The organism is Streptomyces sp. NPDC057136, from assembly GCF_042670885.1.
Classification (GTDB): Bacteria; Actinomycetota; Actinomycetes; order Streptomycetales; family Streptomycetaceae; genus Streptomyces.
This window is the reverse complement of sequence record NZ_JBHUUV010000004.1, coordinates 180,739-202,417: the sequence shown is the minus strand read 5'-3', so window position 1 is coordinate 202,417 and position 21,679 is coordinate 180,739. Positions and strand designations below refer to the sequence as shown.

At 68.2% G+C, this 21,679-nt stretch carries 19 protein-coding genes and 1 pseudogene; 15 read left to right on the top strand and 5 right to left on the bottom strand.

What is annotated here, in order from left to right:
- Positions 1-14 precede the first annotated feature (14 nt).
- Positions 15-929 (bottom strand): adenosine kinase, encoded by a 915-nt coding sequence (locus ACFT7S_RS07215; RefSeq protein ID WP_382728155.1) that lies wholly within the window; start codon positions 927-929, stop codon positions 15-17.
- Positions 930-1,425: 496 nt separating this feature from the next.
- Between ACFT7S_RS07215 and ACFT7S_RS07210 the strand changes: the two genes are divergently transcribed.
- The 8 genes and pseudogenes from ACFT7S_RS07210 (at position 1,426) to ACFT7S_RS07175 (ending at position 10,744) form a co-directional block, all read left to right on the top strand.
- Positions 1,426-3,072 carry a hypothetical protein gene (locus ACFT7S_RS07210; RefSeq protein WP_382728153.1) on the top strand — a complete coding sequence of 549 codons (1,647 nt, stop codon included), beginning with the start codon at positions 1,426-1,428 and terminating at the stop codon, positions 3,070-3,072.
- Between the two features lie 379 nt (positions 3,073-3,451).
- On the top strand, positions 3,452-4,705 hold the full coding sequence (locus tag ACFT7S_RS07205; protein ID WP_382728542.1) for a PP2C family protein-serine/threonine phosphatase: 1,254 nt from the start codon (positions 3,452-3,454) through the stop codon (positions 4,703-4,705).
- 472 nt (positions 4,706-5,177) lie between these two features.
- The gene (locus ACFT7S_RS07200) at positions 5,178-5,909 is read left to right on the top strand and encodes an alpha/beta fold hydrolase (RefSeq protein WP_382728150.1); all 732 of its coding nucleotides are present in this window, start codon (positions 5,178-5,180) and stop codon (positions 5,907-5,909) included.
- A gap of 652 nt (positions 5,910-6,561) precedes the next feature.
- Positions 6,562-6,735, top strand: coding sequence for a TMEM175 family protein (locus ACFT7S_RS07195; protein ID WP_382728147.1), 174 nt, complete (start codon positions 6,562-6,564; stop codon positions 6,733-6,735).
- Between the two features lie 325 nt (positions 6,736-7,060).
- Positions 7,061-7,791, top strand: a pseudogene (locus tag ACFT7S_RS07190) (MFS transporter); the annotation flags it as partial.
- A 233-nt stretch (positions 7,792-8,024) separates the two neighbouring features.
- On the top strand, positions 8,025-8,849 hold the full coding sequence (locus tag ACFT7S_RS07185; RefSeq protein ID WP_382728146.1) for an aldo/keto reductase: 825 nt from the start codon (positions 8,025-8,027) through the stop codon (positions 8,847-8,849).
- A gap of 454 nt (positions 8,850-9,303) precedes the next feature.
- Entirely contained in the window at positions 9,304-10,314 is a 1,011-nt protein-coding gene (locus tag ACFT7S_RS07180) for an aldo/keto reductase (RefSeq protein ID WP_382728143.1), read from the top strand.
- 238 nt (positions 10,315-10,552) lie between these two features.
- Positions 10,553-10,744, top strand: coding sequence for a hypothetical protein (locus tag ACFT7S_RS07175; RefSeq protein ID WP_382728140.1), 192 nt, complete (start codon positions 10,553-10,555; stop codon positions 10,742-10,744).
- Positions 10,745-10,874: 130 nt separating this feature from the next.
- Here the strand turns inward: ACFT7S_RS07175 and ACFT7S_RS07170 are convergent, their stop codons facing one another.
- Complete coding sequence (locus ACFT7S_RS07170) at positions 10,875-11,033, bottom strand: hypothetical protein (protein WP_382728540.1); 159 nt, start codon at positions 11,031-11,033, stop codon at positions 10,875-10,877.
- A gap of 351 nt (positions 11,034-11,384) precedes the next feature.
- On the opposite strand from ACFT7S_RS07170, the gene ACFT7S_RS07165 reads away from it, so the two are divergent.
- The 4 genes from ACFT7S_RS07165 to ACFT7S_RS07150 all read left to right on the top strand — a co-directional run bounded on the left by ACFT7S_RS07165 (position 11,385) and on the right by ACFT7S_RS07150 (position 14,928).
- Positions 11,385-11,993: an ArsR/SmtB family transcription factor gene (locus ACFT7S_RS07165; protein WP_382728136.1), complete on the top strand. Its 609-nt coding sequence runs from the start codon at positions 11,385-11,387 to the stop codon at positions 11,991-11,993.
- Positions 11,990-13,270, top strand: a complete 1,281-nt coding sequence (locus tag ACFT7S_RS07160; protein ID WP_382728133.1) for an MFS transporter — start codon at positions 11,990-11,992, stop codon at positions 13,268-13,270. Before ACFT7S_RS07165 ends, ACFT7S_RS07160 begins: the two co-directional genes overlap by 4 nt.
- 351 nt (positions 13,271-13,621) lie before the next feature.
- Positions 13,622-14,173, top strand: a complete 552-nt coding sequence (locus ACFT7S_RS07155; RefSeq protein ID WP_382728131.1) for a YceI family protein — start codon at positions 13,622-13,624, stop codon at positions 14,171-14,173.
- Positions 14,174-14,451: 278 nt separating this feature from the next.
- Positions 14,452-14,928 (top strand): MarR family winged helix-turn-helix transcriptional regulator, encoded by a 477-nt coding sequence (locus ACFT7S_RS07150; protein ID WP_382728537.1) that lies wholly within the window; start codon positions 14,452-14,454, stop codon positions 14,926-14,928.
- A 394-nt stretch (positions 14,929-15,322) separates the two neighbouring features.
- On the opposite strand, the gene ACFT7S_RS07145 is transcribed toward ACFT7S_RS07150, so the two are convergent.
- Both ACFT7S_RS07145 and ACFT7S_RS07140 read right to left on the bottom strand, forming a co-directional pair.
- Entirely contained in the window at positions 15,323-16,021 is a 699-nt protein-coding gene (locus ACFT7S_RS07145; RefSeq protein WP_382728129.1) for a permease prefix domain 1-containing protein, read from the bottom strand.
- On the bottom strand, positions 16,018-16,359 hold the full coding sequence (locus ACFT7S_RS07140) for a PadR family transcriptional regulator (protein WP_382728126.1): 342 nt from the start codon (positions 16,357-16,359) through the stop codon (positions 16,018-16,020). The genes ACFT7S_RS07145 and ACFT7S_RS07140 overlap by 4 nt, the downstream gene beginning before the upstream one ends.
- Positions 16,360-16,444: 85 nt before the next feature.
- Between ACFT7S_RS07140 and ACFT7S_RS07135 the strand changes: the two genes are divergently transcribed.
- The 3 genes from ACFT7S_RS07135 to ACFT7S_RS07125 all read left to right on the top strand — a co-directional run bounded on the left by ACFT7S_RS07135 (position 16,445) and on the right by ACFT7S_RS07125 (position 20,387).
- A complete protein-coding gene (locus ACFT7S_RS07135; RefSeq protein ID WP_382728123.1) occupies positions 16,445-16,948 on the top strand; it encodes a hypothetical protein in 504 nt (167 codons plus the stop codon).
- On the top strand, positions 16,945-17,226 hold the full coding sequence (locus ACFT7S_RS07130) for a hypothetical protein (RefSeq protein ID WP_382728120.1): 282 nt from the start codon (positions 16,945-16,947) through the stop codon (positions 17,224-17,226). Before ACFT7S_RS07135 ends, ACFT7S_RS07130 begins: the two co-directional genes overlap by 4 nt.
- Before the next feature lie 368 nt (positions 17,227-17,594).
- Positions 17,595-20,387: a glycosyl hydrolase gene (locus ACFT7S_RS07125; protein WP_382728117.1), complete on the top strand. Its 2,793-nt coding sequence runs from the start codon at positions 17,595-17,597 to the stop codon at positions 20,385-20,387.
- Positions 20,388-20,493: 106 nt separating this feature from the next.
- Here the strand turns inward: ACFT7S_RS07125 and ACFT7S_RS07120 are convergent, their stop codons facing one another.
- Positions 20,494-21,534: a LacI family DNA-binding transcriptional regulator gene (locus tag ACFT7S_RS07120; protein WP_382728114.1), complete on the bottom strand. Its 1,041-nt coding sequence runs from the start codon at positions 21,532-21,534 to the stop codon at positions 20,494-20,496.
- Positions 21,535-21,679 lie beyond the last annotated feature (145 nt).

Here is a 21,679-nt window from a genome sequence, read left to right as displayed (position 1 = left end):
AAAGCGTTGGGCCGTCATGCCGTGGCCTCCCATACGGCGACCCGGGCGAGGAGCTCGCCCCGGCCGATGGAGTCGGCCCGCGTAGCCGGAACGGTGCAGGCGTGGGCTCCGGCGACCGCGCCGTAGAGGGCGCACCGCCGGGGCGGCTCGCCGGTCAGCCGCCCGAACAGGAATCCGGCCGCGAAGGCGTCTCCGGCACCGTTGGAGTCCACCACAGGCCCGGGGGGCGTGACGGCCGGAATGTGGCTCAGCTCGCCGTCGACCAGCAGATACGCCCCTTCGGCCCCTGCCGTCGCGACGACCACGTCGGCCCGGCCGCGCTCGACGACCTGATGCATGGTCCGTTCCGTGTCCGCCAGGGTGGTGGTGGACAGGAAGACGATGTCCGCCTCGTAGGCGAAGGGCTCGTGGTAAACGTTGACACCGTCCCAGTTGTGCAGGTCGGTCGAGACGGTCACGCCGGCCGCCCGCAGCTCGGGGAGGGCGAAGGCGCAGGGGTACGTGATGGAGACATGGGCGTGACGGCTCGCCACTGCCAGGGCCCGGACCGTCGCCGGCGGCAGTCGGTCCTCCTCCCGGGAGCGGCTGTCGTCGTACAAGGACAGCCGCCGTCCGTCGGGACCGACGAGATTGACCGCCCGCTTGGTGCCGCCGGGCAGGGGGACCTCGGTCAGCGCGATGCCCCGGTCGCGGTGCAGCGCGCGGACCAGGTCTCCCGCGTCGTCGTCGCCGATCATGTCGAGGTGATGGGTCCGCAGACCCAGCGCGCTCACTCCCAGAGCGACGAAGTCCCCGGTCTGCCCCGCCCGTGTTTCGATCCCGGGCCGCACCATGTAACTGTCGGCGTAGGGCAGCGGCAGCTCGGGGACGTACACGATCGTGTCCACGCCTGCGCCTCCCAGGACGAGGACGTCGGTCTCGGTGCTCATGGGGCATACCTCTCGAACCTGAGGTGGGCGAGGGCGAGGAGGCGTCGTCGCCACCACGCGGTCAACGGGACGGGCCGTCACCTGTGTCTACCGGCAGGTGAGTCAAGCAGGCCCTCACCACCTTGGCAATAACTTGCAGACTGTTGCCGAAATTCTTTGCGAGCATCGGCACGCGACCCCTCGGATCGCGGCAGAGCTCCGCTACGGCGCCACTACGGCCCGTCCGGCCCAGCATGGCCTCACCGACGAGGGAACCCGCCGCCATAGTGAGCGGTTACTACCCCCTACAGGCCGTTATTTGCCCTTCATCCCATAGAAACTGACGGAAACTTTGAGGTATCTCTTGCGCTCCAATAGCAACCGCTTACATTCTGTGCCGGGAAATCGGCGAGACGGCTGATGACAGGTACCTGATAGCGCGTAGTCGGGCCGAGCTCTCAGGGCAGGCTCGGCACGTCTCACTCTGCAAGGCCAACAGCAAGCCAATGGAGGAGAGATGAAGTGGTACTCAGCGAAGGTGAAGGCAGCTTTCGCGGCGACAGTGTTGCTGGCGGCTCTGTCCCTGCTGTCGTACGCACCGGCGACAGCGGCGCTTCCGCAGCACGGCGAACAGCGGGCTGTCGGCACATCCGCATCGAGCAACGCCGGAACCATGGCGGTGGGCTACACCCTGCTGGGGAACAAGTACCGAGGCGACGCCGGACTGGGAACGTGCCTGCGCACCTTCAGCGACACTGCCGCCGTGCAGGTCGGTGAGTGTACCGCCCAGGGCGGCCCCACCGACCTCACGTCCATGCGCCAGTGGCAGGCCGTGGACCAGGGCAACGGCTACATCCTGGTGCAGAACAAGTACCGGACGGACGCCGGGCTCGGAGACTGTCTGCGCACCTTCAGCGGCAGCGCTGCCGTGCAGGTCGGTGAGTGCACCGCGCAGGGCGGCCCCGCCGACTACACCTCCATGCGCCTGTGGCGGGCAGTCGACCAGGGCAACGGCTACGTCCTCCTGCAGAACAAGTACCGAGGCGACGCACAGCTGGGCACGTGCCTGCGCACCTTCAACGGCGCCGACACCGTCGAGGTCGGCGACTGCACCGCCCAGGGCGGCCCCGCCGACTACACCTCCATGCGGCTGTGGGACGACGACGCCTTTGCCTCCGGCTGGGCAAGTCGCCCGGTCACCGGTCAGAAGCGTGCCCTGGTCATGGCGACCCACTGGAACGATGCCACTCCCGCCGATCCTGCCGCAGTCGAGCAGGCGACCCTCGGAACCGGCTACCCCTCTCTCCGGTCGTATCTGCAGGAGGTGTCCGGAGGTGCACTCGACCTGACGGGCGACATGCTCACCGACATCGACCTGGGAACGCGGCCGACCGGATGCGACTCGGCGTCGATTCGGAGCTCCGCCAGGACGGCGGCACTGGCGCGGGGCGTCGACCCGGATGCCTACGACTACCTCTTCGTCGACCTGTCGCGTCATTCGGCCTGCGCGTGGGAGGGACTGGCCTCCCAGCCCGGAAACTGGATCCTCTCCAACGGCGTGGGCTACAAGACATGGATGTGGACCCACGAGTTCGGCCACAACCTCGGCTTCACGCACTCCGACACACTCAAGGCCTGCCCGAGCACGAGCAGCGTGACGCAGCTGAACAGCTCCTGCACGGTGTCCGGAGGCGACGACCCGACAGACACCATGGGGGGCGGCGGCATGCACCTCTACCCGGTCGACTACCGGCAGTTCGCCGGGTGGATCCCGGCGGCCCAGGTGATCAAGGTCGTGTCCAGCGGAAGCCACGAGCTGGGCGTTCTCGGAGTGAACGGGACCCAGGAGTACCGCATCGCCCGCAGTGACGGCAGCTATCTGTCCCTCGAATACCGCCGCGCCACCCCGCCCTACGACGCCTACGACTCCGCCGACCCCTTGGTCAACGGCGTCATCGTCCGCATCGTCACGAGCGGAGCAACGGTGCACAACAGGCTCGTGGACGCCACGCCCGCCACGACGACCACCGCCGACGCACCACTGGCCGTGAGCAGGACGCTCGTGGACGAGATCGCCAACGCGGCCGTCAAGGTCTGCTCGGTCGACAACCAGGGCGCGGACCTCAGAATCGCGATCGGCAGCACAACGCCCCCATCCTGCTGATCGACGGACCCATCCTGGAAGCGGCGCCCCTCGTCGACCGTACAACTGCGGAGCCCAGCGGTAACTGCCGCGTCCGCACGGTCGACGAGGGGCGCCGTCGCAATCGCCGCGATCTGGACCGACTCGCCCGACACCTGGAAATCCAGCTGCCCCCAGCGACCTGGCCCGTCCCACTGGAGCACCCGACGCGATAGTCGCCACCGGCGCCACGTTCGCCACCGCCGTGCGTAGCGGCTATGCACTTCATGCACGCAAGGACTCCAGGGCGCGTGGGCGGGACCGGATCGCCTGTGAGGGGCCGAACGGCCCACGTCCGGCGGGTTCGGAACGGTCCTGTCCCGATGGCCGTGGCAGCATGGGCGCACCCTTGATCGGAACGATGGCGCGCGGCAGGTGGATCGTGAACGGACCCGTCATCGACTACCAGGCCGTCTTCCAGGCCCTGCCGGGCGCGGTCGCGCTGCTGAAACTCGACCTGGTGTACGCGGATGCCAACGAGGCGTTCCTGTCGATGTCCGGGCGCACCCGCGAGCAAGTCATCGGCCGCTATTTGTTCGACGTCTTCCCCGACAACCCCAACGACCCCGGGGCGACCGGAATACGCAACCTGTACGCCTCGCTGAGGCGGGTCGCGGCCACCGGGGAGCGCGACAGCATGGCGTTGCAGCGCTACGACGTGGAGGACCCTTCCCGGCCCGGGGTGTGGCAGAAGCGGTACTGGAGCCCGGTCAACGCCCCCGTCTTCGCTGCGGACGGCACCATGGCGCTGCTGCTGCACCGGGTGGAGGAGGTCACCGAACTCATCCGCGCCCGCGGCGCCTGCGGCGACAGCGACCGCGCCCAGGTCCTCGAAGCCGAGCTCTACAATCGCGCCCGGGAACTGCAGGAGGTCAACGAACGCCTGCGGCAGGCCCATGCCCGCGAACGCGAGGTGGCTCTTCATCTCCAGCGGGCGATGCTGCCCGTGCCCCGGCCCCTCGGTCATCATCGTGCGGCCGTGCGCTACCAGCCCGCCGTGGGCGCCCTGAACGTGTGCGGCGACTGGTACGACCTCGTCGACCTGCCCGGGACGGGCCGCACCACCGTCGCGGTCGGCGACGTCGTCGGCCACGGACTGCGCGCGGCTGGCGTCATGGGCCAGCTGCGCAGCGCCCTGTCCGCAGCCTCCCGTGTCGCCGACGGGCCCGCCCAGGCCCTGGAAGTCCTCGGCCTGTACGCGCGCGTTGTCGACGGGGCGGAATCCACCACTGCCGTGTCGGTCTTCATCGACTGGAGCAGCCGCACCCTCACGTACAGCAGCGCCGGCCACCCCCCGCCCGCCCTGCTGGCTGCCGACGGCACCGTCACCTTCCTCGACCAGGCCACCGACCCCCCGCTCGGCGCCCGCCCCGAACACGCCTCGCGTCCTCAGGCGCAGGCCGCGTTCACCGAGGGATCCGTTCTCGTCCTCTACACCGACGGGCTCGTCGAGCGCCGCCACGAAGACATCGACACCGGCCTCGACCGTCTCGCCGACTCCCTCACCCGCCACCGCGCCGCCACCCCTGACACCCTCGCCGACGCCCTCCTGGCCGACCTCGTCCAACCCGCAGGGATCACCGACGACACCGCCCTGATCGTCCTGCGCCTGTGACGAACGGAGAAGCGAAGACCCCTCGCCTCTCCGGGACCAGGACTTCGTGCTCCCACCCGACTTGTGCCCGGCGCCGTGCGGCCAGGGCCGCCGCGGCAGTGGACCCGAGGGCGCACAGCAACTCCATCACCCTGTCGTTCGTCCGTTCGAGGAGTTGCCGGGTGAGCCGTTCCATCAGCTCGGGGTCGGGGCGGCCCCCCGGCCCGGTGAGCTGGACCCGGTGGGGCGGCTCGGGCAAAGGAGCTGTGCACCGGCCTGTACGTCCTGTCTCAGAGACGGCTTCTACTCCGGCGGTTCGTTCATCCAGCACCGCAACGTCCCCTACAACGGCGGTCGGTGCGCTGCTCCACGACGGCGTCGGACGCCTGCTCGCGCTTTCAAGCGCCCTCTTTGACCAGCATTTCCGCGTCTCAGCTCCGGGGGCGACCAGCCAGTAGAGTCGGTCCGAGGAGAGTGCAGATCTGGGGGCCTCATGACGGTTGCGGATACACCGCCCATCATCTTCGTACACGGGACGCGGTTCAGCGCTGGACAATGGAGCCCGCAACTCGCCGCGCTCCAGGAAGACTTTCGGGTTGCCGCCGTTGACCTGCCAGGCCACGGCGCTCGCTCTGCTCAGCCCTGGAGTCTGAACGCAGCGACGAAGATCATCGCTTCCGCGGTGGACTCGCTCGACCATGGGCCGGCTCTGGTCGTCGGTCACTCGCTCGGCGGATACGCCTCGCTGGAGTTCGCGCGGCGCTGCCCAAAGCAGCTGCGGGGGCTGGTCCTTGCGGGGGCCAGCGCCTCAACTTGCGGTCCGTGGGCAACGCAGTATCGGTGGGCCGCCGGGCTTGTCCCTCGCATACCGGCGGGCCGGTTGGCACGCTGGAATGACAGGTTGCTGCGTCGGCTTTATCCTCCCGAGGTGGTGGATGCCACCATCCGCTCCGGCTACGCCTTCCACACTCTGCCCGCTGCCTGGGGCGAGGTGCTGGGCCGCTTCGACGCGGATGCGATGCGTCATGTGGCGGCCCCCGTGCTCATCCTGAACGGCGAGAAGGACACCGTCTTCCGGTCCGGCGAGAGGGAATTCGCTCGCGCGCATCCGCACGCCCGTGTCGAGTTGATCCCCAGGGCGAGACATCTCGCGAACTTCGACGATCCGGATGCTTTTACGGATGCCGTCCGCCGCTTCGCTCTGCAACTACCTGCTCACAGCTGAGTGTGACAGGGCAGGGGCCGATGGCGGACCGCTGGACTTGGCTGATCATCGCCGACGCACACCGGACTACGGCTTCCCCGCCCGCTGACCTGCGTAGCCTCGCGACAAACCAATCCCGCTGAACAAGCTCACTCCGACCCTCGTCCGGCCAGGGTTCAGGAGCTTGCGCACGAAGGCGCCTTCACCGGCCCGCGCACCGGAGCTCTCGCGCGCCCGGCCCAGGCCGATCGCGTCGCGGTCGTGCCATCCGCCCGCACTGCACAGTCACTCCACCAGCACGGGGCGTTGCCGGTCACTCATCCTCGACAAACAGACGCCCTTGCCGCCACCGCTGCCGACCGGCCCCCGCGCCGTTCGAGGTAGTCGGCAGGCGTACGCGCGGAGAGTGGCCCCCTCAGGATCGTCGAGGCGACCATCCTGTCATCGGGGCCTGGCCACCTGCGTGCGAAGCATGAGGGCGTCCTCTGATCGCCACCAGCCTGAAGATCACTAACGGGATACCCGCTATGGGTACGCGAGCGTGACAGCGATCGGGGCGAGACGTTCAGCGACGCCGTCTTCGCCCTCATCCTCACGCTGATGCCGGTCGAACTATTCGGACTCGTACCGCAGGAGCGGATCAGGAAAGGCTCGAAGACACCCTCCTGCACCCATGGCCCGCCATCGCGCGTACGTCATCACCTTCCTGACTACTAATCAGGTAAAGCTCACCCGACACAACATGTGGCACCAGGTCGAGCGGGTCAGCCAGACGCTCCTCACGTTCAACCTCGCCCGGCTTCTCTTCGTGGCGCCTTTCCCGTGGACGGCAAGCCTCCTGACCTAACACCTCCAGTGCAGTCACGACAGTCGGGTGCTCACCGCCGCGATCCATGCGGGCGTCGCCCTCGGCGCGGCCTTCATCAGCGTCCCGCCCCTGCGTCACGGCGGCCTTCGCGTGGTGTGTCACAGGCCTGCGCGTCCCTTCAAGGCCTGCGTGTCCCTTCAGGTTCGGGCGCTGGCGCAACCGAGGCGACTCTTTACATGCACACGCAGTCATGACGTGCTTGCAATAGCCCGCGTACACAACTATTGTCGACGCTTATAAAGCGCTACCGCACCTAAGGATCGATGTCATGCCCCTAGCACTCCTGGCCCTCGCCATAGGGGCCATCACGTTCCTCTTCGTGGCGGCGTTGGGACTGGTGGGCCTGGCCGGGATCGCCAAGCTGGTGCCCGACCTGCCCAAACCGGAGGGCGTACGGCTGCGCCATGAGCTGAGCGCGTTCAAGAACGTGCAGGTCCTACTCGCCATGGGGATGACCGTTCTCGGCTTCGGCGGTGTGTTCGCGGCCATCACTTACATCGCGCCGATGATGACGCAGGTCACCGTTTACGCCGACTCCTCGGTGACCTGGCCGTTGGTGCTGCTCGGTCTGGGCATGGTCGCCGGGAACCTGGTCTGCGGAAAGTTCGCCGACCGCAAGCTCATGCCGATGCTCTACACGGCGCTGGGCGGCCTGGCGCTCGGGCTGACCCTGTCCACTGTCGGTGCTCATGACAAGGCTGCCGCAGCAGTGGCTGTGTTCCTGATCGGCGACCTGGGCTTCGCCACCGTACCGCCGCTGCAGAAGCGGGTCCTGGACCACGCCCACGGCGCCCCCCTGGCGTCGGCCGTCAATATCGGCGCCTTCCACGCCGGCAACGCCCTGGCCGCCTGGCTCGGCGGCATGTCATCAGCGGCGGGCTCGGCTACACCTCTCCCAACTGGGTCGGCGCACTCCTGGCCGCCTCCGCCCTGGCCCTCGCCGTCCTGTCCAGCTCCCTGGAGAAGCGGGCGGCGCAGCGCTCGCCCTCCACCAGTGGGGCTGCGCTGCACAAGCAGCCCATCGCCGTTCCCTGAGTTACGAAGAGACGGCGTCGCACCGCAAGAAGGCTCCGCCGGGAACGCGCCCCTTCCAGCAGGGGCAAGCGGTCTCCGCCGATGCTCGCGTCCTGCACTGAGTGGAGACCCCCGCCTTCGACGACGGCTTCATCACGGCGTCGCAGACCGTCCCCACACCCCCAACTCCGACACGGCCCCCTGACCCCACGTTCCGCAGACCCGCGCAGATCACCCCCGCAAGGAGACACAGCATGACCTCCATCCCCCACATCACCCTCAACAACGGCGTCGAGATGCCGCAGCTGGGGTTCGGCGTCTTTCAGGTCCCCGATGAGGAGACCACCGCCGCCGTGAGCACGGCACTCGCGGCCGGCTACCGCAGCATCGACACCGCTGCGATCTACGGCAACGAGCGCGGTGTCGGCCGCGCCCTCGCCGAATCGGGAATCGGCCGGGACGAGCTGTTCGTCACCACCAAGCTGTGGAATGCCGACCAGGGCTACGACAGCACCCTGGCGGCGTTCGACGCCTCGCTGGACAAGCTCGGTCTCGACCACGTCGACCTGTACCTGATCCACTGGCCCACCCCGGCACGCGACCTGTACGTCGACACCTGGCGCGCCCTCGAGAAGCTGCTCGCCGACAACCGCACCCGCGCGATCGGTGTCTCCAACTTCCAGCCGGCCCACCTCCAGCGCCTCCTGGAGCACAGCAACACCGTGCCGGCCGTGAACCAGGTCGAGCTTCACCCGGGACTGCAGCAGCAGGAGCTGCGCACCTTCCATGCCCAGCACGGCATCGCCACCGAGGCGTGGAGCCCGCTCGCCCAGGGCGCACTGCTCAAGGACGAGGCGATCAGGTCCATCGCCGCGCGTCACGGCGTGACCCCTGCGCAGGTGGTACTGCGCTGGCACCTGCAGATCGGCAACGTGGTCATCCCCAAGTCCGTCACGCCACAGCGCATCCGTCAGAACCTCGATGTCTTCGGCTTCAACCTCACGCAGGCCGACATCGAGGCCATCACTTCGCTCGACAGCGGCATGCGCACCGGCCCCGACCCCGACACCCTCAACTAGCCACCGGCCGTTCCTGGCGAGCCCACACCGGGCCCGCACCGGGCCCACCCCGGGTCCGCCAGGATCGGCGCCCTCCCGCTGAAAGCAATCCGCACCCGGATCGACAGATCGACGTACTACCGAAACCCGTGCACGACACCACCCCGATCGCGGTAGCGGGCAGCGCCCGGCAGAGCCCCAAAATGGATCGCTCAGCAAGCTGATGCCGGCTTGAACTACCCACGCGAGCCGAGCAACCCTGCGCCCGCAGGTCAAGCAGTGGCAGGAATTGGCCTGCGCACGGGGCGCAACGGGCTCATCGAACGACCCCGTGAGATGTCGGCCCTCGGTGTCGCGCACGTCTCCCTCGATCTGCGTCCCGGCGATCGCCCGGTCGACGACGTACTCGAGGAACTGGCCGCACACATGCTGCCGCGTTTTCCCACCCCAGCCCTTCAACCTTCAGGACATTCCCATGAGCGTCAGGCACCTGCTCCCCTCCCCACTCGGCTTCGGTACGGCCCCGCTGGGCAACATGTTCCGCGCCATCCCTGACAACGAGGCCGCGACCACCGTCGAAGCCGCCTGGAATCACGGAATCCGCTACTTCGACACCGCGCCGTTCTACGGAGCGGGCCTGTCCGAGATCCGGCTCGGCGACGTCCTGTCGCAGCACCACCGCGACGAGTACGTCCTGAGCACCAAGGTCGGCCGCGTCGTCCTGGACGAAGTGGAAGACCCGACGGCCCGGCAACTGGGCGAGAAGGGCGGCCTGTTCGAGCACGGACGCCCGAACAGGATGGTGAACGACTACTCGGCGGACGCCACCTTGCGTTCCATCGAGGACAGCCTCAAGCGACTCAGGACGGACCGGCTCGACATCGTGTGGGTGCACGATGTGGCGCAGGACTTCTACGGCGACGAGTGGCTGGGCGTGTACGAGAGCGCCCGGACCGGCGCCTTTCGCGTCCTGGACGGGCTGCGGGAGGAAGGCGTCATCCAGGCGTGGGGGCTGGGCGTCAACCGGGTCGAGCCCCTGGAACTGACCCTGGACCTCGACGAGCCGAAGCCCGACGCGTTCTTGCTCGCCGGCCGCTACACCCTTCTCGACCACGACCGCGCTCTGCAGCGCCTGCTGCCCGCTGCCGCCGCCCAGAACGTCGACATCGTCGTCGGCGGACCGTACAGCTCGGGCATTCTGGCCGGTGGACAACACTTCGAGTACCAGAAGGCCCCCGCGGAAATCGTCGCCAAGGTGGAGCTCATCAAGGAGCTCGCCCAGAGGTACGGCGTCGGGATCAAAGCAGCCGCCTTGCAGTTCTCACTGGCTCATCCCGCAACCGTGGCGGCGATTCCCGGCGCCACCCGACCGAGCCGCATCGCCGAGGATGCCGCCGCGCTCACCGAGTCGGTACCCGCTGCATTCTGGGCGGCGTTGCGCGAGGAGAAACTGATCGCTCCCGACGCCCCCGTCCCGACCGTCTGACCTGAGTTCCGGCGCCGACGCGAAGGGGGCAGTGTCCGACGGGCAGGGACGACTGACGCCCGGCGCCCCGTCGGCCAAGGCCCTGAGCATGCACCGGTTGAGTGTTCCGGCGGGTGCGCAGGATGTGTCCTTCCGCACCAGTGACGGGTGGTCTTCGTACAGCATCTGCCTCACGTTCCGCTCGCCGAAGCCGAACATGGAGGATTTCCTGCATCGCATCGGTGTTCCGCGGAGTGGGATGCGTAAGGGGTTCTACGTCGAGGACGCGGACGAGGCCGGCTGGTCGAACCGGCCGGGCCGGACCTACCTCAAGGGCTCCTCGGACGGAACGAGCGAACCGGGCCCGGCTCCCACGTATACGGTCTCGGTCGACGTGACCGAGGGCAGCGAATTCACGGTGTACCTTCGCTCGGTCGTCATCCCTTCCTGACCCGATGAGGCGGCCGAGCGCGGCGCATTCGGTGGCAGATCCGCGACGGCATCTGCCAAGCCTTCGACGCTCGGCTGCGCCATCATCCGCCGGCGACGGTACGCAGCTCATAACCGAATCGGCGTCAATCCTAGGCTCCATCGGCTCCAAGCGTGACAGCCCCGAGACCGGACGGCAGAGGGAGTACGGCTGCCGCCACTGCCTCCTGGGCCGTGGTCGCTTGGGCGAGGGGAACCCTGCCCAAGATGTCTGCGCCGACCTTGTACCGGTCGACGTCCTGCGCGAGCAGACACGGCCCGACGGGGCCGCACGATCAACATCGGAGGTCACCGGCGCCCCCTGGACACCCTCACCCACCGAGTCCTGCACACCTACCTCCTACACCGGCAGAAGCGGTGGCCCCACACGGCCAACCGGCGTCTCCTCCTGACCAGCGCCACCGGTCATGGACAAGGCCCCGTTAGCGACTACTGGTGCCACCTACAGTTCACAGGCCGAGCGGCCTCCCTCGAGCAGCTCGATCGACCGGCAGCTGGAAGAAGCACTCGCGGGCGGCGGTGATCCCCGGCGCTTGCCGCGCCTGACCCCCTGGCGATGTGAGAGTTGACTCTCACGTATTGTGAGAGGAGACTCTCACGTTATGAACTCCAGTAATCGCCTGGGCGATATCGAGATCAGTGACCCGCAAGCGATGCGGGCGTTGGCGCATCCGGTGCGGCTGGCGATCCTTGACCACTTGCAGCGGCACGGGCCTGCCACCGCGACGCAGCTCGCCCCCGACGTGGGAGCAACGCCGTCGGTGACCAGCTGGCATCTGCGGCACTTGGCCAGCTTTGGACTGGTCCGCGACAGCAAGCCTGGCTCGGACCGCCGCCAAAGGAGGTGGGAGGCAGTGGCACGCGGCTTCCGGTTCGAGACGCCGCAGGATCCAGCTGATGAGGAGGGCCGGTCGGCCGCGCGGGTACTGTCGCAGCAGATGTTCCTGCGCTATGCAGACCTGCCGGGCCGGTGGGCAGCAGAGGTGGAGCCCGAACTCGATCCGGCGTGGCAGAGGCTGGCAGGGTTGGCCAACACCCGCCTCGTCGTTTCTGCTGAGGAACTCGCCGCCATTGAGGACGGGATCGAGCGCATCCTTGCGCCGTTCGTCACTCGCGACCCGGCCGAACGGCCGACCGACGGCCGCGGCGTCCAGCTGATGCGCTACGTTCTGCCGGAAGGTGCCGAGGAGCAGACCGGGCAGACGCTGTGAACGGCCCAGGCCAGACCGCTGCGATATCGCTGTGCCGAGATCAACGGTTCCGCCGCTTCTGGGCCGGTAACGCGGTTTCACAGTTCGGCGACCGGATCACCGAACTGGCCCTGCCCTTGATCGCCGTCAGCACCCTAAACGCCTCGGCCAACCAGGTAGCGTGGTTGACCGCACTCATCTGGGTCCCGAACCTACTGGCAATTCTCCTAGGGGCCTGGGTTGACCACCGGGCTCGCAAACGCCGTCTCATGATCCTTGCCGACCTCGTGCGCGCCGCAGTGCTGCTCAGCGTCCCGGCAGCCTACCTGTTAGGAGCAGTGACGCTCGGTCAGCTGTACGCCGTGGCGTTGTTCACGGGCGCTGCCGGAGTTCTGTTCAACACCGCCTATCCGCCGTTCTTCGTGGGACTCGTGCCACGCGCGTCCTACGTGGAGGCGAACAGCAAACTCAGCGCCAGCCGATCCGCATCGTATGTCGCTGGCCCGGCCATCGGCGGCGCTCTGATCCAGATCTTCACCGCTCCCGTAACCCTCGTCGTTGATGCCTTGACCTTCCTGGCATCGGCGGTCCTGATCGGCCGTGTCTCGGTCGACGAACCGCCGATATCGGCCGGCACCACGGCACCCTCGCTTTTGCAGCGCGCCAGGGAGGGACTGGCACTCGTCGTCCGTCATCCAGTGCTGCGGGCCAGTCTGGGATGCGCAGCGACCGTCAACTTTTTCACGTTCCTCGCGGGCAGTGGGCTGATCGTGCTGTTTGCCAGCCGGAACCTCGGTCTATCCGCAGGAGTCATCGGTATCGCGTTCGGGATTGGCGCGACGGGTTCCGTTTTTGGCGCCCTGGTCGCTCCGAATGTCTCGCGTCGGTTCGGCGTGGGACGCAGCATCGTCGTGGGCGCGGTGCTCTTCCCCGCGCCGATTGCCATCGCCGCTGCTGCGGACGGTCCGTTCTGGCTCCGCGCCGGGGCCTTGGCCGCGTCCGAGTTCCTGTCCGGCTTTGGTGTCATGCTGTTTGACGTCAACCTCAACGCCCTGCAGACCGCTGTGATCCCCGACGGCGTGCGCAGTCGCGTAGCCGGCGCGTACAGCACGATCAATTACGGGATACGGCCCGTCGGCGCCATCGTCGGCGGCCTCCTGGCCACCATGGTCGGGTTGCGGGCCACCCTCCTCATTGCCGCCGTTGGCGGAGCCCTATCGCTGCTTTGGCTACTGCCCTCACCGATACCTCGCATCCGCTCCCTGACACCGGACAAAACCGCGGATGCAGTTAGTTGATCCTGTGCTCGCCGGCGGACACGCGGCACTGACACCGGTACGGTGCGGACCTTCGCTCTCCTCGAATCCGAGCCGCACGTGCTACCGAAACCGCCTAAAGGCGCGAGTTCGCCACGAGGGGCACTTCGGGAATCGTGAACTCACAGTGGACAGTCGGCGCCCGCCTCCGTTCCCGTGGCCTCGGAGAAGCCGGTCTCCTGTGATCACCCGTCGTACGCGCCGATCCGGTGCCGCCGGCCCGCCCCGGCCGATCGAGTGACGTACGAGCGCGGCCGAAGGCCGTTCCCGGAGTGCCGGGCTAGCGTGGGCGGGCGTCTCCCCTACCCGTCCCCGAGCCCCGCGGAGCAGGTCATGACCACCCCCCTCACCTCACTGACAGGGAACTATGCCCTCGACCCGGCCCACACCCAGATCGGGTTCGTGGCCCGGCACGCCATGGTCACCAAGGTGCGCGGTGCGTTCAACGAGTTCGAGGGCATGGGCTACTTCGACGGCCAGGACCCCGCCAAGTCCTCCGTGTCGCTCACCATCAAGACCGCGAGCATCGACACCCGCAACGAACAGCGCGACGGCCACCTGCGCACCAACGACTTCCTCGACGCGCCGAAATTCCCGGACATCACCTTCGCGTCCACCGGGGTCGAGCAACTCGACAGCACCCATTTCCGGCTGACCGGAGACCTCACCATCAAGGACGTCACCCGGTCGATCAGCATCGACTTCGAATACCAGGGCAGCGCCACGGACCCGTACGGCAATCTCCGGGTCGGGTTCGAAGGCTCCGTGCCGATCAGCCGCAAGGACTACGGCGTCACCTGGAACGCCGCGCTGGAAGGCGGTGGCGTCCTGGTCAGCGACAAGGTGGTCCTGGAGTTCGAGGTATCCGCGATCCGCCAACCCTGATCCAACCTGCCCTATCCAGTACGCTCTTGCGCGCCGGCACCGCAATCACGTACCAGCGGGCGGCCACTCACGAGCCGGGGCCGGTTCGTTGTCGACGAGGTTGAACTTGCGTATGAGCGACCTGATCGTCACTGGCGCCCGGCCCGTAGAAGCCGCCGTAACGGAGGGCCGCGCCGCCGACCTAGCCGACCACGTCCTCGACATTGCTGACCGCCTCCATCCCTGACTGCGCCGCCGTCCCCCATACAAGTCCAGCGGGTCCTCCTCCGCCTTCACCCATCCGCCCTCGCGGACGCATCGGGTATTGGAGCGGCCTCGCCCAGTCGACCGTCACCGGGCATCTGCGTGACGCCATGGCGAGAATCGACGTCACGCAGCCGCAGTACTGGGTGTTGAACCGCGTGAATGCCGGGCCCGAAGCGCCGAGCCGCGAGGAAGTCGTCAGCCAGCTGACGCCCCTCGCGGACGGGCAGCACGAGATCGCACGGGTCGTCGACCAGCTCCTGCACCGCGGCTGGTTGCGGGTCGATGCCGGGCAGCGCCTGCAACTCACCGAGGCCGGGGAAGCTGCCAGGGCGCGGATGCGCGAGCTGGCGAGCGAGCTGCGCGCCGTGGTCCACGAAGGCATCAGCGATGAGGAGTACGTGGCCGCGCTCAAGGTGCTCCGCCGAATGGTCGCCAACGTGGACGGACGGGGCATCCTGACGGGTCGCTACCCGACGCCGACTGAACGCCGCTCGGCCCGGAAACGGTAGAAGCCCCAGCCGGCACCGAGCACAGCGGCCGTCCACACTATGGCCTCAGCGACAACGACATCCAGGTGCGAGTTGACGAGCGGCTGGGGCGGCAGCACCACCATCTGCAGGGCAGCGCCAACAGGAACCGTCCATGCGGCAAGCAAGCCGACCAGCCCAGGCCGCCTGATCGTGGCGCCCACCGCACCCAACACCAACCCGAGCGGCAGCCCCACCACCAGCCATCGGACCATGCCCGTGCCGGCCCCCCAGACGAAGGCATCCGGACGAGAGAAAGGGCTGCAGCGGAACCGGGCGGAGCATGCTCCTCAACTCGCTTCGCCATATCCATCTGCCGACTCAGGGCCGATCATGATCAGCGGCACCCCCAATCCTCGCACGCAGCGGCATACCATCAGCCGTGTGGCTGGGAGACGGCAGGGTACGTCAGGGGCAGGCGAGCGCACTGTCGGGAGGCCCGGGCCGAGGCCGCAGTCGCGGCGTGGGAGGCAGCTGCGAGCGTGCCGGCGAATGCGAGCAGTGGCCAGTTGGTCGCCAGGGCGGAGGCGGTGGCGAGCGCGAGTGTCGTGACTGCCATGGCGGCGCTGGCGGTTGTACCGGCCCAGGCGACCATGAGTGGCAGCCGCTGTGGCGTGGGCAGTCGGCGGGCGAGGACTCCGGTTGCGGCCAGAGCCACCGCGGCCAGCAGTGCGGCTATGGTCGCGACACCTGCCAGGTGGACGGCCAGCAGTTGGGCTGTGTAACGGAGTTGCCAGGCCCCTTCGAGGTCGGGGGTGCGAGCCAGGTACCAACAGGCGATCAGGAACGGGGCGGTGAGAGCGACGGCGCGGGCGGTGTGCCTGGCCTGGGCGATGGTCAGTTCCTGTTGGCAGCTCGGCACGAGTTCGTCGAGCGTCCCGAACTCTCGTACTGCTTGCTCGGCCGCGCGTTCGTGGGGCGTTTCTTCTCCGGTGAGTGCCTCAGCCGTGTCCCTGAGGCCGTCGTGAATTTCCTCGATCATCCGGGTCTTGGCCTTGGCCGGACCGTGCAGGGCGGCCGTCAGGGCCGCGACGTGCTCCTGGATGGGATCGGCGTGCCGACCGATGGCGTTCATGTGGCGAGGCCGGGCGGTGTGGCGGGGTTCAGGACCGAGCCGATCGCCGTGGTGAACTCGCTCCACGCCGTTCGCTCGTTGGCCAGCGTGCGCCGTCCGGCGTCGGTGAGTTCGTAGCATCGCCGTCGTCGTTCACCGGCGGATTGCCAGCTGCTGCTCAGTAGCCCGATCCGCTCCAGCCGGTTCAGAGCCGGGTAGATCGTGCCCGTGCGCAGTTCGAGTACGCCACCGCTGCGGTCCTGAACCGCGGCGATGATCGCATAGCCGTGCAGCGGGCCCGTCTCGAGCACGGCCAGCAACAGTCCATCAAGGTGCCCTCGCACCGCATCCGCCTTCATGAGTAGGCAGCCTACCCAATATGGGTGTAGGCAGTGTATGTATTGGCAGCCAACACATTCATGTTCCTACTTGGAGGCACCCGCAGTGACGAAGCTGCTGTTGTCCGTACACGTCCTCGCGGCGATCCTGACCGTCGGGTCGATCACCGTGGCGGCCTCGATGTTCCCCCGTTACGCGCTGCAGGCATTCGGCGACGGAGGGGAGGGCGGCCGGCCCGCCGCGACCGCCGCACTCCTGCACCGCATCTGCCGCGCCTACGCACTCGTCGGTCTCGCCGTGCCAGTCTTCGGGATAGCAACCGGTGCCCAGCTCGGCGTTCTCACCGACGTCTGGCTGATCACTTCACTCGCGCTGACCACGATCGCCGCGGTCCTCCTCGCGATGGCCATCCTGCCCGGCCAGCAGCGCCTGCTCGCCCTGGCCCAGGAGGCGCCCTCGCAGCACGTGCCCACGCAGGCGGCGCCCACCGAAGAAGCGGCGCGTTCCACGGCGACCCGTCTGGCGATGCTCACCGGCATCTTCAACATCCTCTGGGCGGTCGTCGTCATCCTGATGATCGTCCGCCCCGGCTCCACCACGGGTGCGTGATTCCGGTGCGTACCCTGCGGTTCGCGGCCGGGATCGAGGCCCTGTCCCTCGCGGCCTTGCTGGGCAACCTGCTCAGCACGCACACACCGGCGATCTCACAGCTGCTCGGCCCGTTGCACGGCACCGCCTACCTCGTCGTCATCGCAGCCACTTCGATGATCCCCCCGACCCTCTCGTCGGGCGCCCGAGGGCGCGCCCTGATTCCGGGATTCGGCGGGCTGCTCGCCCTACGGCAGATCCGGAACTGCGCGCGAGCAAGCCGACCCCATACTCACTAGGCAGGGGAAACCTCGCCTACTTGGAAACAGTTGATGACTCAACCCCCCTCCTGGGTCAGATACCGGTACCTGTACCGGAACCACCGACTGCCGCTCTCACTGTCTGCACCACACCCCGTGGGGGTCGCCCACCGACGGCGACCCCCACAGGCGAGCGCTTGAGAGCGCTCCCACCATGCACGCCCGGCCGGCACGCCAGGGCTCCTTCACCGTCAAGACTCGAACGCATGGCGACGTTTGGTAATCAACAACTGCCTCTGGTGCGCGCTCTATTGACACTACGTTTCAGGAGTTTTACGTTCCTTGCCATCTGAGAGCGCTCTCAATGGCGTCCTCCGTCCTCCTCCCACGACTTCGAGGTGCTGCTCATGCAAGCCTCCTTCTCCAGACCTGCCGCGGCGACGGTGCTGACCATCGCCCTGGCCGCCGTGGGTCTGGGCCCTGCCGCAGCCCCGGCGGCAGCCGCTACCGTCCCCGCCGGTTCCGGCAGTTATTCCGACGCCCGTCCCGCCGGCACCTCCGGCCCCACCACGAACACCGGCGCCCCTGTCACGCCCAAGCTCACCGCGGCGGCGCGGGACAAGCCGGTCCCCACCAACGACTGGTGGACCTCGCTCGCCTACCAGCGCTACGGCGACAACCCGTACTCCACCCCCATGTACGGCCACCCGCTCACCTACCAGGCCACCTCCGGTGGACTGGAGGTCGGCTACCCGACCACGCCCGCGGTCGTCGGGGACGGCCGCCAGTACGAGTACGCCCACAAGGCCGACCTCACCGTCGGGCTCAACGGCCTCAACTCCCCCGACACCAAGGCCGACGACTGGTCCGACTGGACGGTCACCCCCTACTGGTCGGACGGCGCTCGTACGCTGCGTACGACCATCGGGCACGGCATGCCCTTCGTGTACGCCAAGGGCTCCGGCGGTGACGCGCGGATCACCACGGCCGGCACACCGACCGTCTTCGCCGACAATGGCAACGTCCTCGGCATCACCGTCGCCGGGCACCACTACGCCCTGTTCGCCCCCACGGGCAGCGACTGGACGGTCTCCGGCTCGGCCATCACCGCCGGGCTGGGCGGCAAGGACTACTTCTCGCTCGCCGTACTGCCGTCCACCGACGCGCTCGCGACGTACCGCAAGTACGCCTTCAGCTTCGTCACCGGCTCCCAAGTGAGCTGGGAGTCCACCGGCGGCACCGTCAAGGCGACCTACAGCCTCACCACCGAGGCCAAGGAGGGCACTGAGCGCGGCACGCTCCAGGCGCTCTACCGGCATCAGTGGCTGAACACATCCGACCCGCTCACGCCGTACACGTACGTATCCCCACGCGGCACCATGAAGGTGCGGGAGTCCGCCTCCTTCACCACCAGCCAGAAGAACTCCGGCGTGCTGCCCGCTCTCCCCGCGTCGAGCGGCGTCGACAAGGCCCGGCTGACCGGGTATCTCAACGAGGTGGCGAACGCCTCCGATCCGTTCTCCGGCGCCAGTGACACCTACTGGACCGGCAAGGCGCTCGGCCGTCTCGCCCAACTGGTGCCCGTCGCCGACCAGATCGGCCAGCCGGGCATCCGGGACAAGCTGCTCGGCCTGATGAAGGGCCGGCTGCAGGAGTGGTTCACTGCGGGCGGGGCCAGCGAGTTCAGTTACGACAAGGACTGGAAGACGCTGACCGGTTACCCGGCTTCGTACGGCAGCGACACCGAGCTCAACGACCACCACTTCCACTACAGCTACTACGTGTACGCGGCGGCGATCGTCGCCCAGTACGACCAGGCGTGGGCCGCCGACTCCGCCTGGGGCACCATGGTCAAGACCCTCGTGCGCGACGCCGCCAACCCCAGCCGCACGGACACCGCGTTCCCCTTCCTGCGCGGCTTCGACGTGTACGCGGGCCACAGCTGGGCCTCCGGTCACCAGGGATTCGCCGCAGGCAACAACCAGGAGTCCTCGTCGGAATCCATCAACCTCAGCGCCGGACTCGTCCTGTGGGGCGCGGCAACGGGTGACACCGCACTGCGCGACCTCGGCAGCTACCTGCTGACCACCGAGTCGGAAGCGATCACTCAGTACTGGTTCGACACCGACCAGCAGGTGTTCCCCGGCTCCTTCGGGCACGACACTGTTGGCATGGTCTGGGGCAGCGGCGGCGCGTACTCCACCTGGTGGACCGCGAACCCGGAGGAGATCCACGGCATCAACGTCCTCCCCGTCACCGGCGGTTCGCTTCACCTGGCCCGTGAGAAGGCCGCGATCAAGCGCAATATCGCCGAGATGGAGCGCGAGAACGGCGGACCGGCCGTCGAGTGGCGCGATCTGCTGTGGGAGTTCGAGTCGCTGGCCGATCCTGCCGCGGCGAAGGCCAAATGGGATGCGGGCAACGGGGGTTACTCACCTGAGCAGGGTGAGTCCAAGGCGCACACTTACCACTGGATCACGACGCTCGACAGTCTGGGAGCTCCCGACCTGACTGTCAGTGGGAACATCCCGACCTCCGTAGTTCTCGTGAAGAACGGCGTCCGGACCTACACCGCCCACAACCACGGTTCCACCGCCCGCACCGTCACCTTCTCCGACGGCGCAACCCTCTCCGTCCCGGCCCGCTCCACGGCCACCGGTACGGGTACCGGTGGCGGGGACCCCGATCCCGACCCCGACCCGGAGGAGCCGGGTCCGTCCACCGGCAACACCTTCCGGCTGAAGACCGGCGGCACGCTCACCACCGCCACGGATGGAGCTGCCGGGGCCGACACACTGGCCTCCGCCGACGGCGTCAACCGGGACGGTACGCCGTACAAGCCGACGGTCTACGAGATCAGGAACGTCGACGGGACGCTCGCACCTGGTACGTCCACCGCGTTCCGCCTCCGGGTCGACGCGGGTACGACGCTCGGGCTCGCCCCGCAGGTCAGGGTCAGCTACGACCTGACGGGCGACGGCACCTTCGACCGGGCCGAGACCTTCCGTTACTTCGCGACCGACCCGGTCACGGGGTGGGAGGAGTACACCCAGGCCGTGGGCACGAAGTCAGTGACCGGAAGCCTGGGCAACCTCCAGGGCGGCACGGTCCGTCTGGAGATGTGGAACGCGCTGAACAGCGGTACGTCGCAGGTGCAGACCGGGACGGACGGGGCGGTGCTCAAGATCCCGTACGTCTGACCGTCTGCGTGTACGGCTGATTCCGGTCGTCTGTGCGTCCTTCTGATGGCGATCCTCTGGGCGTACCCACGTGGATACGCCTCACGTGCGGCGGGTTTCGTGCCACTCAGGCCGAGGCCCGCCGTACCAGTGTGGTCGGGGTGATCACGGAGTCGAGGCCGTCGGCATCCGCACGGTCCTCGCTCAGACCGCGCAGCAGCAGCCGGGCCATCAGTCGGCCCTGGCCCTCGATGTCCTGTCGCACGGTGGTCAGTGGCGGATCGGTGGCCTCGGACACCGACTCCATGTCATCGAAGCCGACGAGCGCCACGTGCTCGGGAACCCGAATTCCACGCTCCCGCAGCACCCGCAGTGCACCCGAGGCCATCAGGTCGTTGGCGGCGAACACCGCGTCGAGGTCGGGCCGCCGCTCCAGCAGCTCCGTCATCGCCTGCGCCCCGCTCTCCACGGTGAACGCTCCCTCGGCGACGAGCGTCGCGTCCACGTCCAGCAGGATGTCCTGGTAGCCGTGGAGCCGGTCCATGGCAGAGGTCTGGTCGGGCGGCCCCGCGATGTGCGCGATCCGCTCCCGTCCGAGGTCCCGCAGACACTGCACGGCCGCCCGCGCGCCGCCACGGTTGTCGGCGTCCACGTACGGCACGGCCCGGTCACCCGGGGCCGCGCTCCAGCTCGGCCGGCCGCCGTACACCGTCGGCACCCCGGCTCGCCGGGTGATCGCGGGCAGCGGGTCGTCGGTGTGCAGGGAGAAGGCGAGGGCCCCGTCGACGTGGCCGCCGGACAGATAGCGTGCGACCCGGTCGAAGTCGTCGGGTCCCTCAACGATCAGCAGGACCAACTGCGTGTCGTGGGCGGCCAGTTCCCTGCTGATACCCCGGAGCTGCTGGGAGAAGAACGGGTCGGAGAAGATACGGTTCTCGGGCTCCGCGATGACCACAGCCACGGCCCCGGTCCGCCGTGTGACGAGCGTGCGCGCGGCGTGGTTCGGGATGTACCCGAGCTCCTCCACCGCCCGCAGGACCTTGTCGACCAGGGGTTTACGTACTCCGTCGCCCCCGTTCACGACCCGTGACGCGGTGGCCCGGGAAACCCCGGCACGCGCCGCGACTGCTTCCAGGGTGGGTCGGGACCCGGGGAACTGCTTGGGCAAGGCGGGAGCTCCTCGTCACTGGGGACGGCGGCGGCACGGGCCGACCATGACGACCACCGGATCGGCTACAGCGTAACGCCGCGCGGTCGGCGCGGTCCGAGTGTTCCCAACCGGTGGGCAGCGACCGCGCGAGACGGCCTCGGGC

Bases quoted from the DNA above. Each gene is read 5' to 3' on its own strand.
- ACFT7S_RS07215 (WP_382728155.1), bottom strand. From the start codon at position 929: ATGAGCACCGAGACCGACGTCCTCGTCCTGGGAGGCGCAGGCGTGGAC.
- ACFT7S_RS07210 (WP_382728153.1), top strand. From the start codon at position 1,426: ATGAAGTGGTACTCAGCGAAGGTGAAGGCAGCTTTCGCGGCGACAGTG.
- ACFT7S_RS07205 (WP_382728542.1), top strand. From the start codon at position 3,452: ATGGCGCGCGGCAGGTGGATCGTGAACGGACCCGTCATCGACTACCAG.
- ACFT7S_RS07200 (WP_382728150.1), top strand. From the start codon at position 5,178: ATGACGGTTGCGGATACACCGCCCATCATCTTCGTACACGGGACGCGG.
- ACFT7S_RS07195 (WP_382728147.1), top strand. From the start codon at position 6,562: ATGGCCCGCCATCGCGCGTACGTCATCACCTTCCTGACTACTAATCAG.
- ACFT7S_RS07185 (WP_382728146.1), top strand. From the start codon at position 8,025: ATGACCTCCATCCCCCACATCACCCTCAACAACGGCGTCGAGATGCCG.
- ACFT7S_RS07180 (WP_382728143.1), top strand. From the start codon at position 9,304: ATGAGCGTCAGGCACCTGCTCCCCTCCCCACTCGGCTTCGGTACGGCC.
- ACFT7S_RS07175 (WP_382728140.1), top strand. From the start codon at position 10,553: ATGCGTAAGGGGTTCTACGTCGAGGACGCGGACGAGGCCGGCTGGTCG.
- ACFT7S_RS07165 (WP_382728136.1), top strand. From the start codon at position 11,385: ATGAACTCCAGTAATCGCCTGGGCGATATCGAGATCAGTGACCCGCAA.
- ACFT7S_RS07155 (WP_382728131.1), top strand. From the start codon at position 13,622: ATGACCACCCCCCTCACCTCACTGACAGGGAACTATGCCCTCGACCCG.
- ACFT7S_RS07145 (WP_382728129.1), bottom strand. From the start codon at position 16,021: ATGAACGCCATCGGTCGGCACGCCGATCCCATCCAGGAGCACGTCGCG.
- ACFT7S_RS07140 (WP_382728126.1), bottom strand. From the start codon at position 16,359: ATGAAGGCGGATGCGGTGCGAGGGCACCTTGATGGACTGTTGCTGGCC.
- ACFT7S_RS07125 (WP_382728117.1), top strand. From the start codon at position 17,595: ATGCAAGCCTCCTTCTCCAGACCTGCCGCGGCGACGGTGCTGACCATC.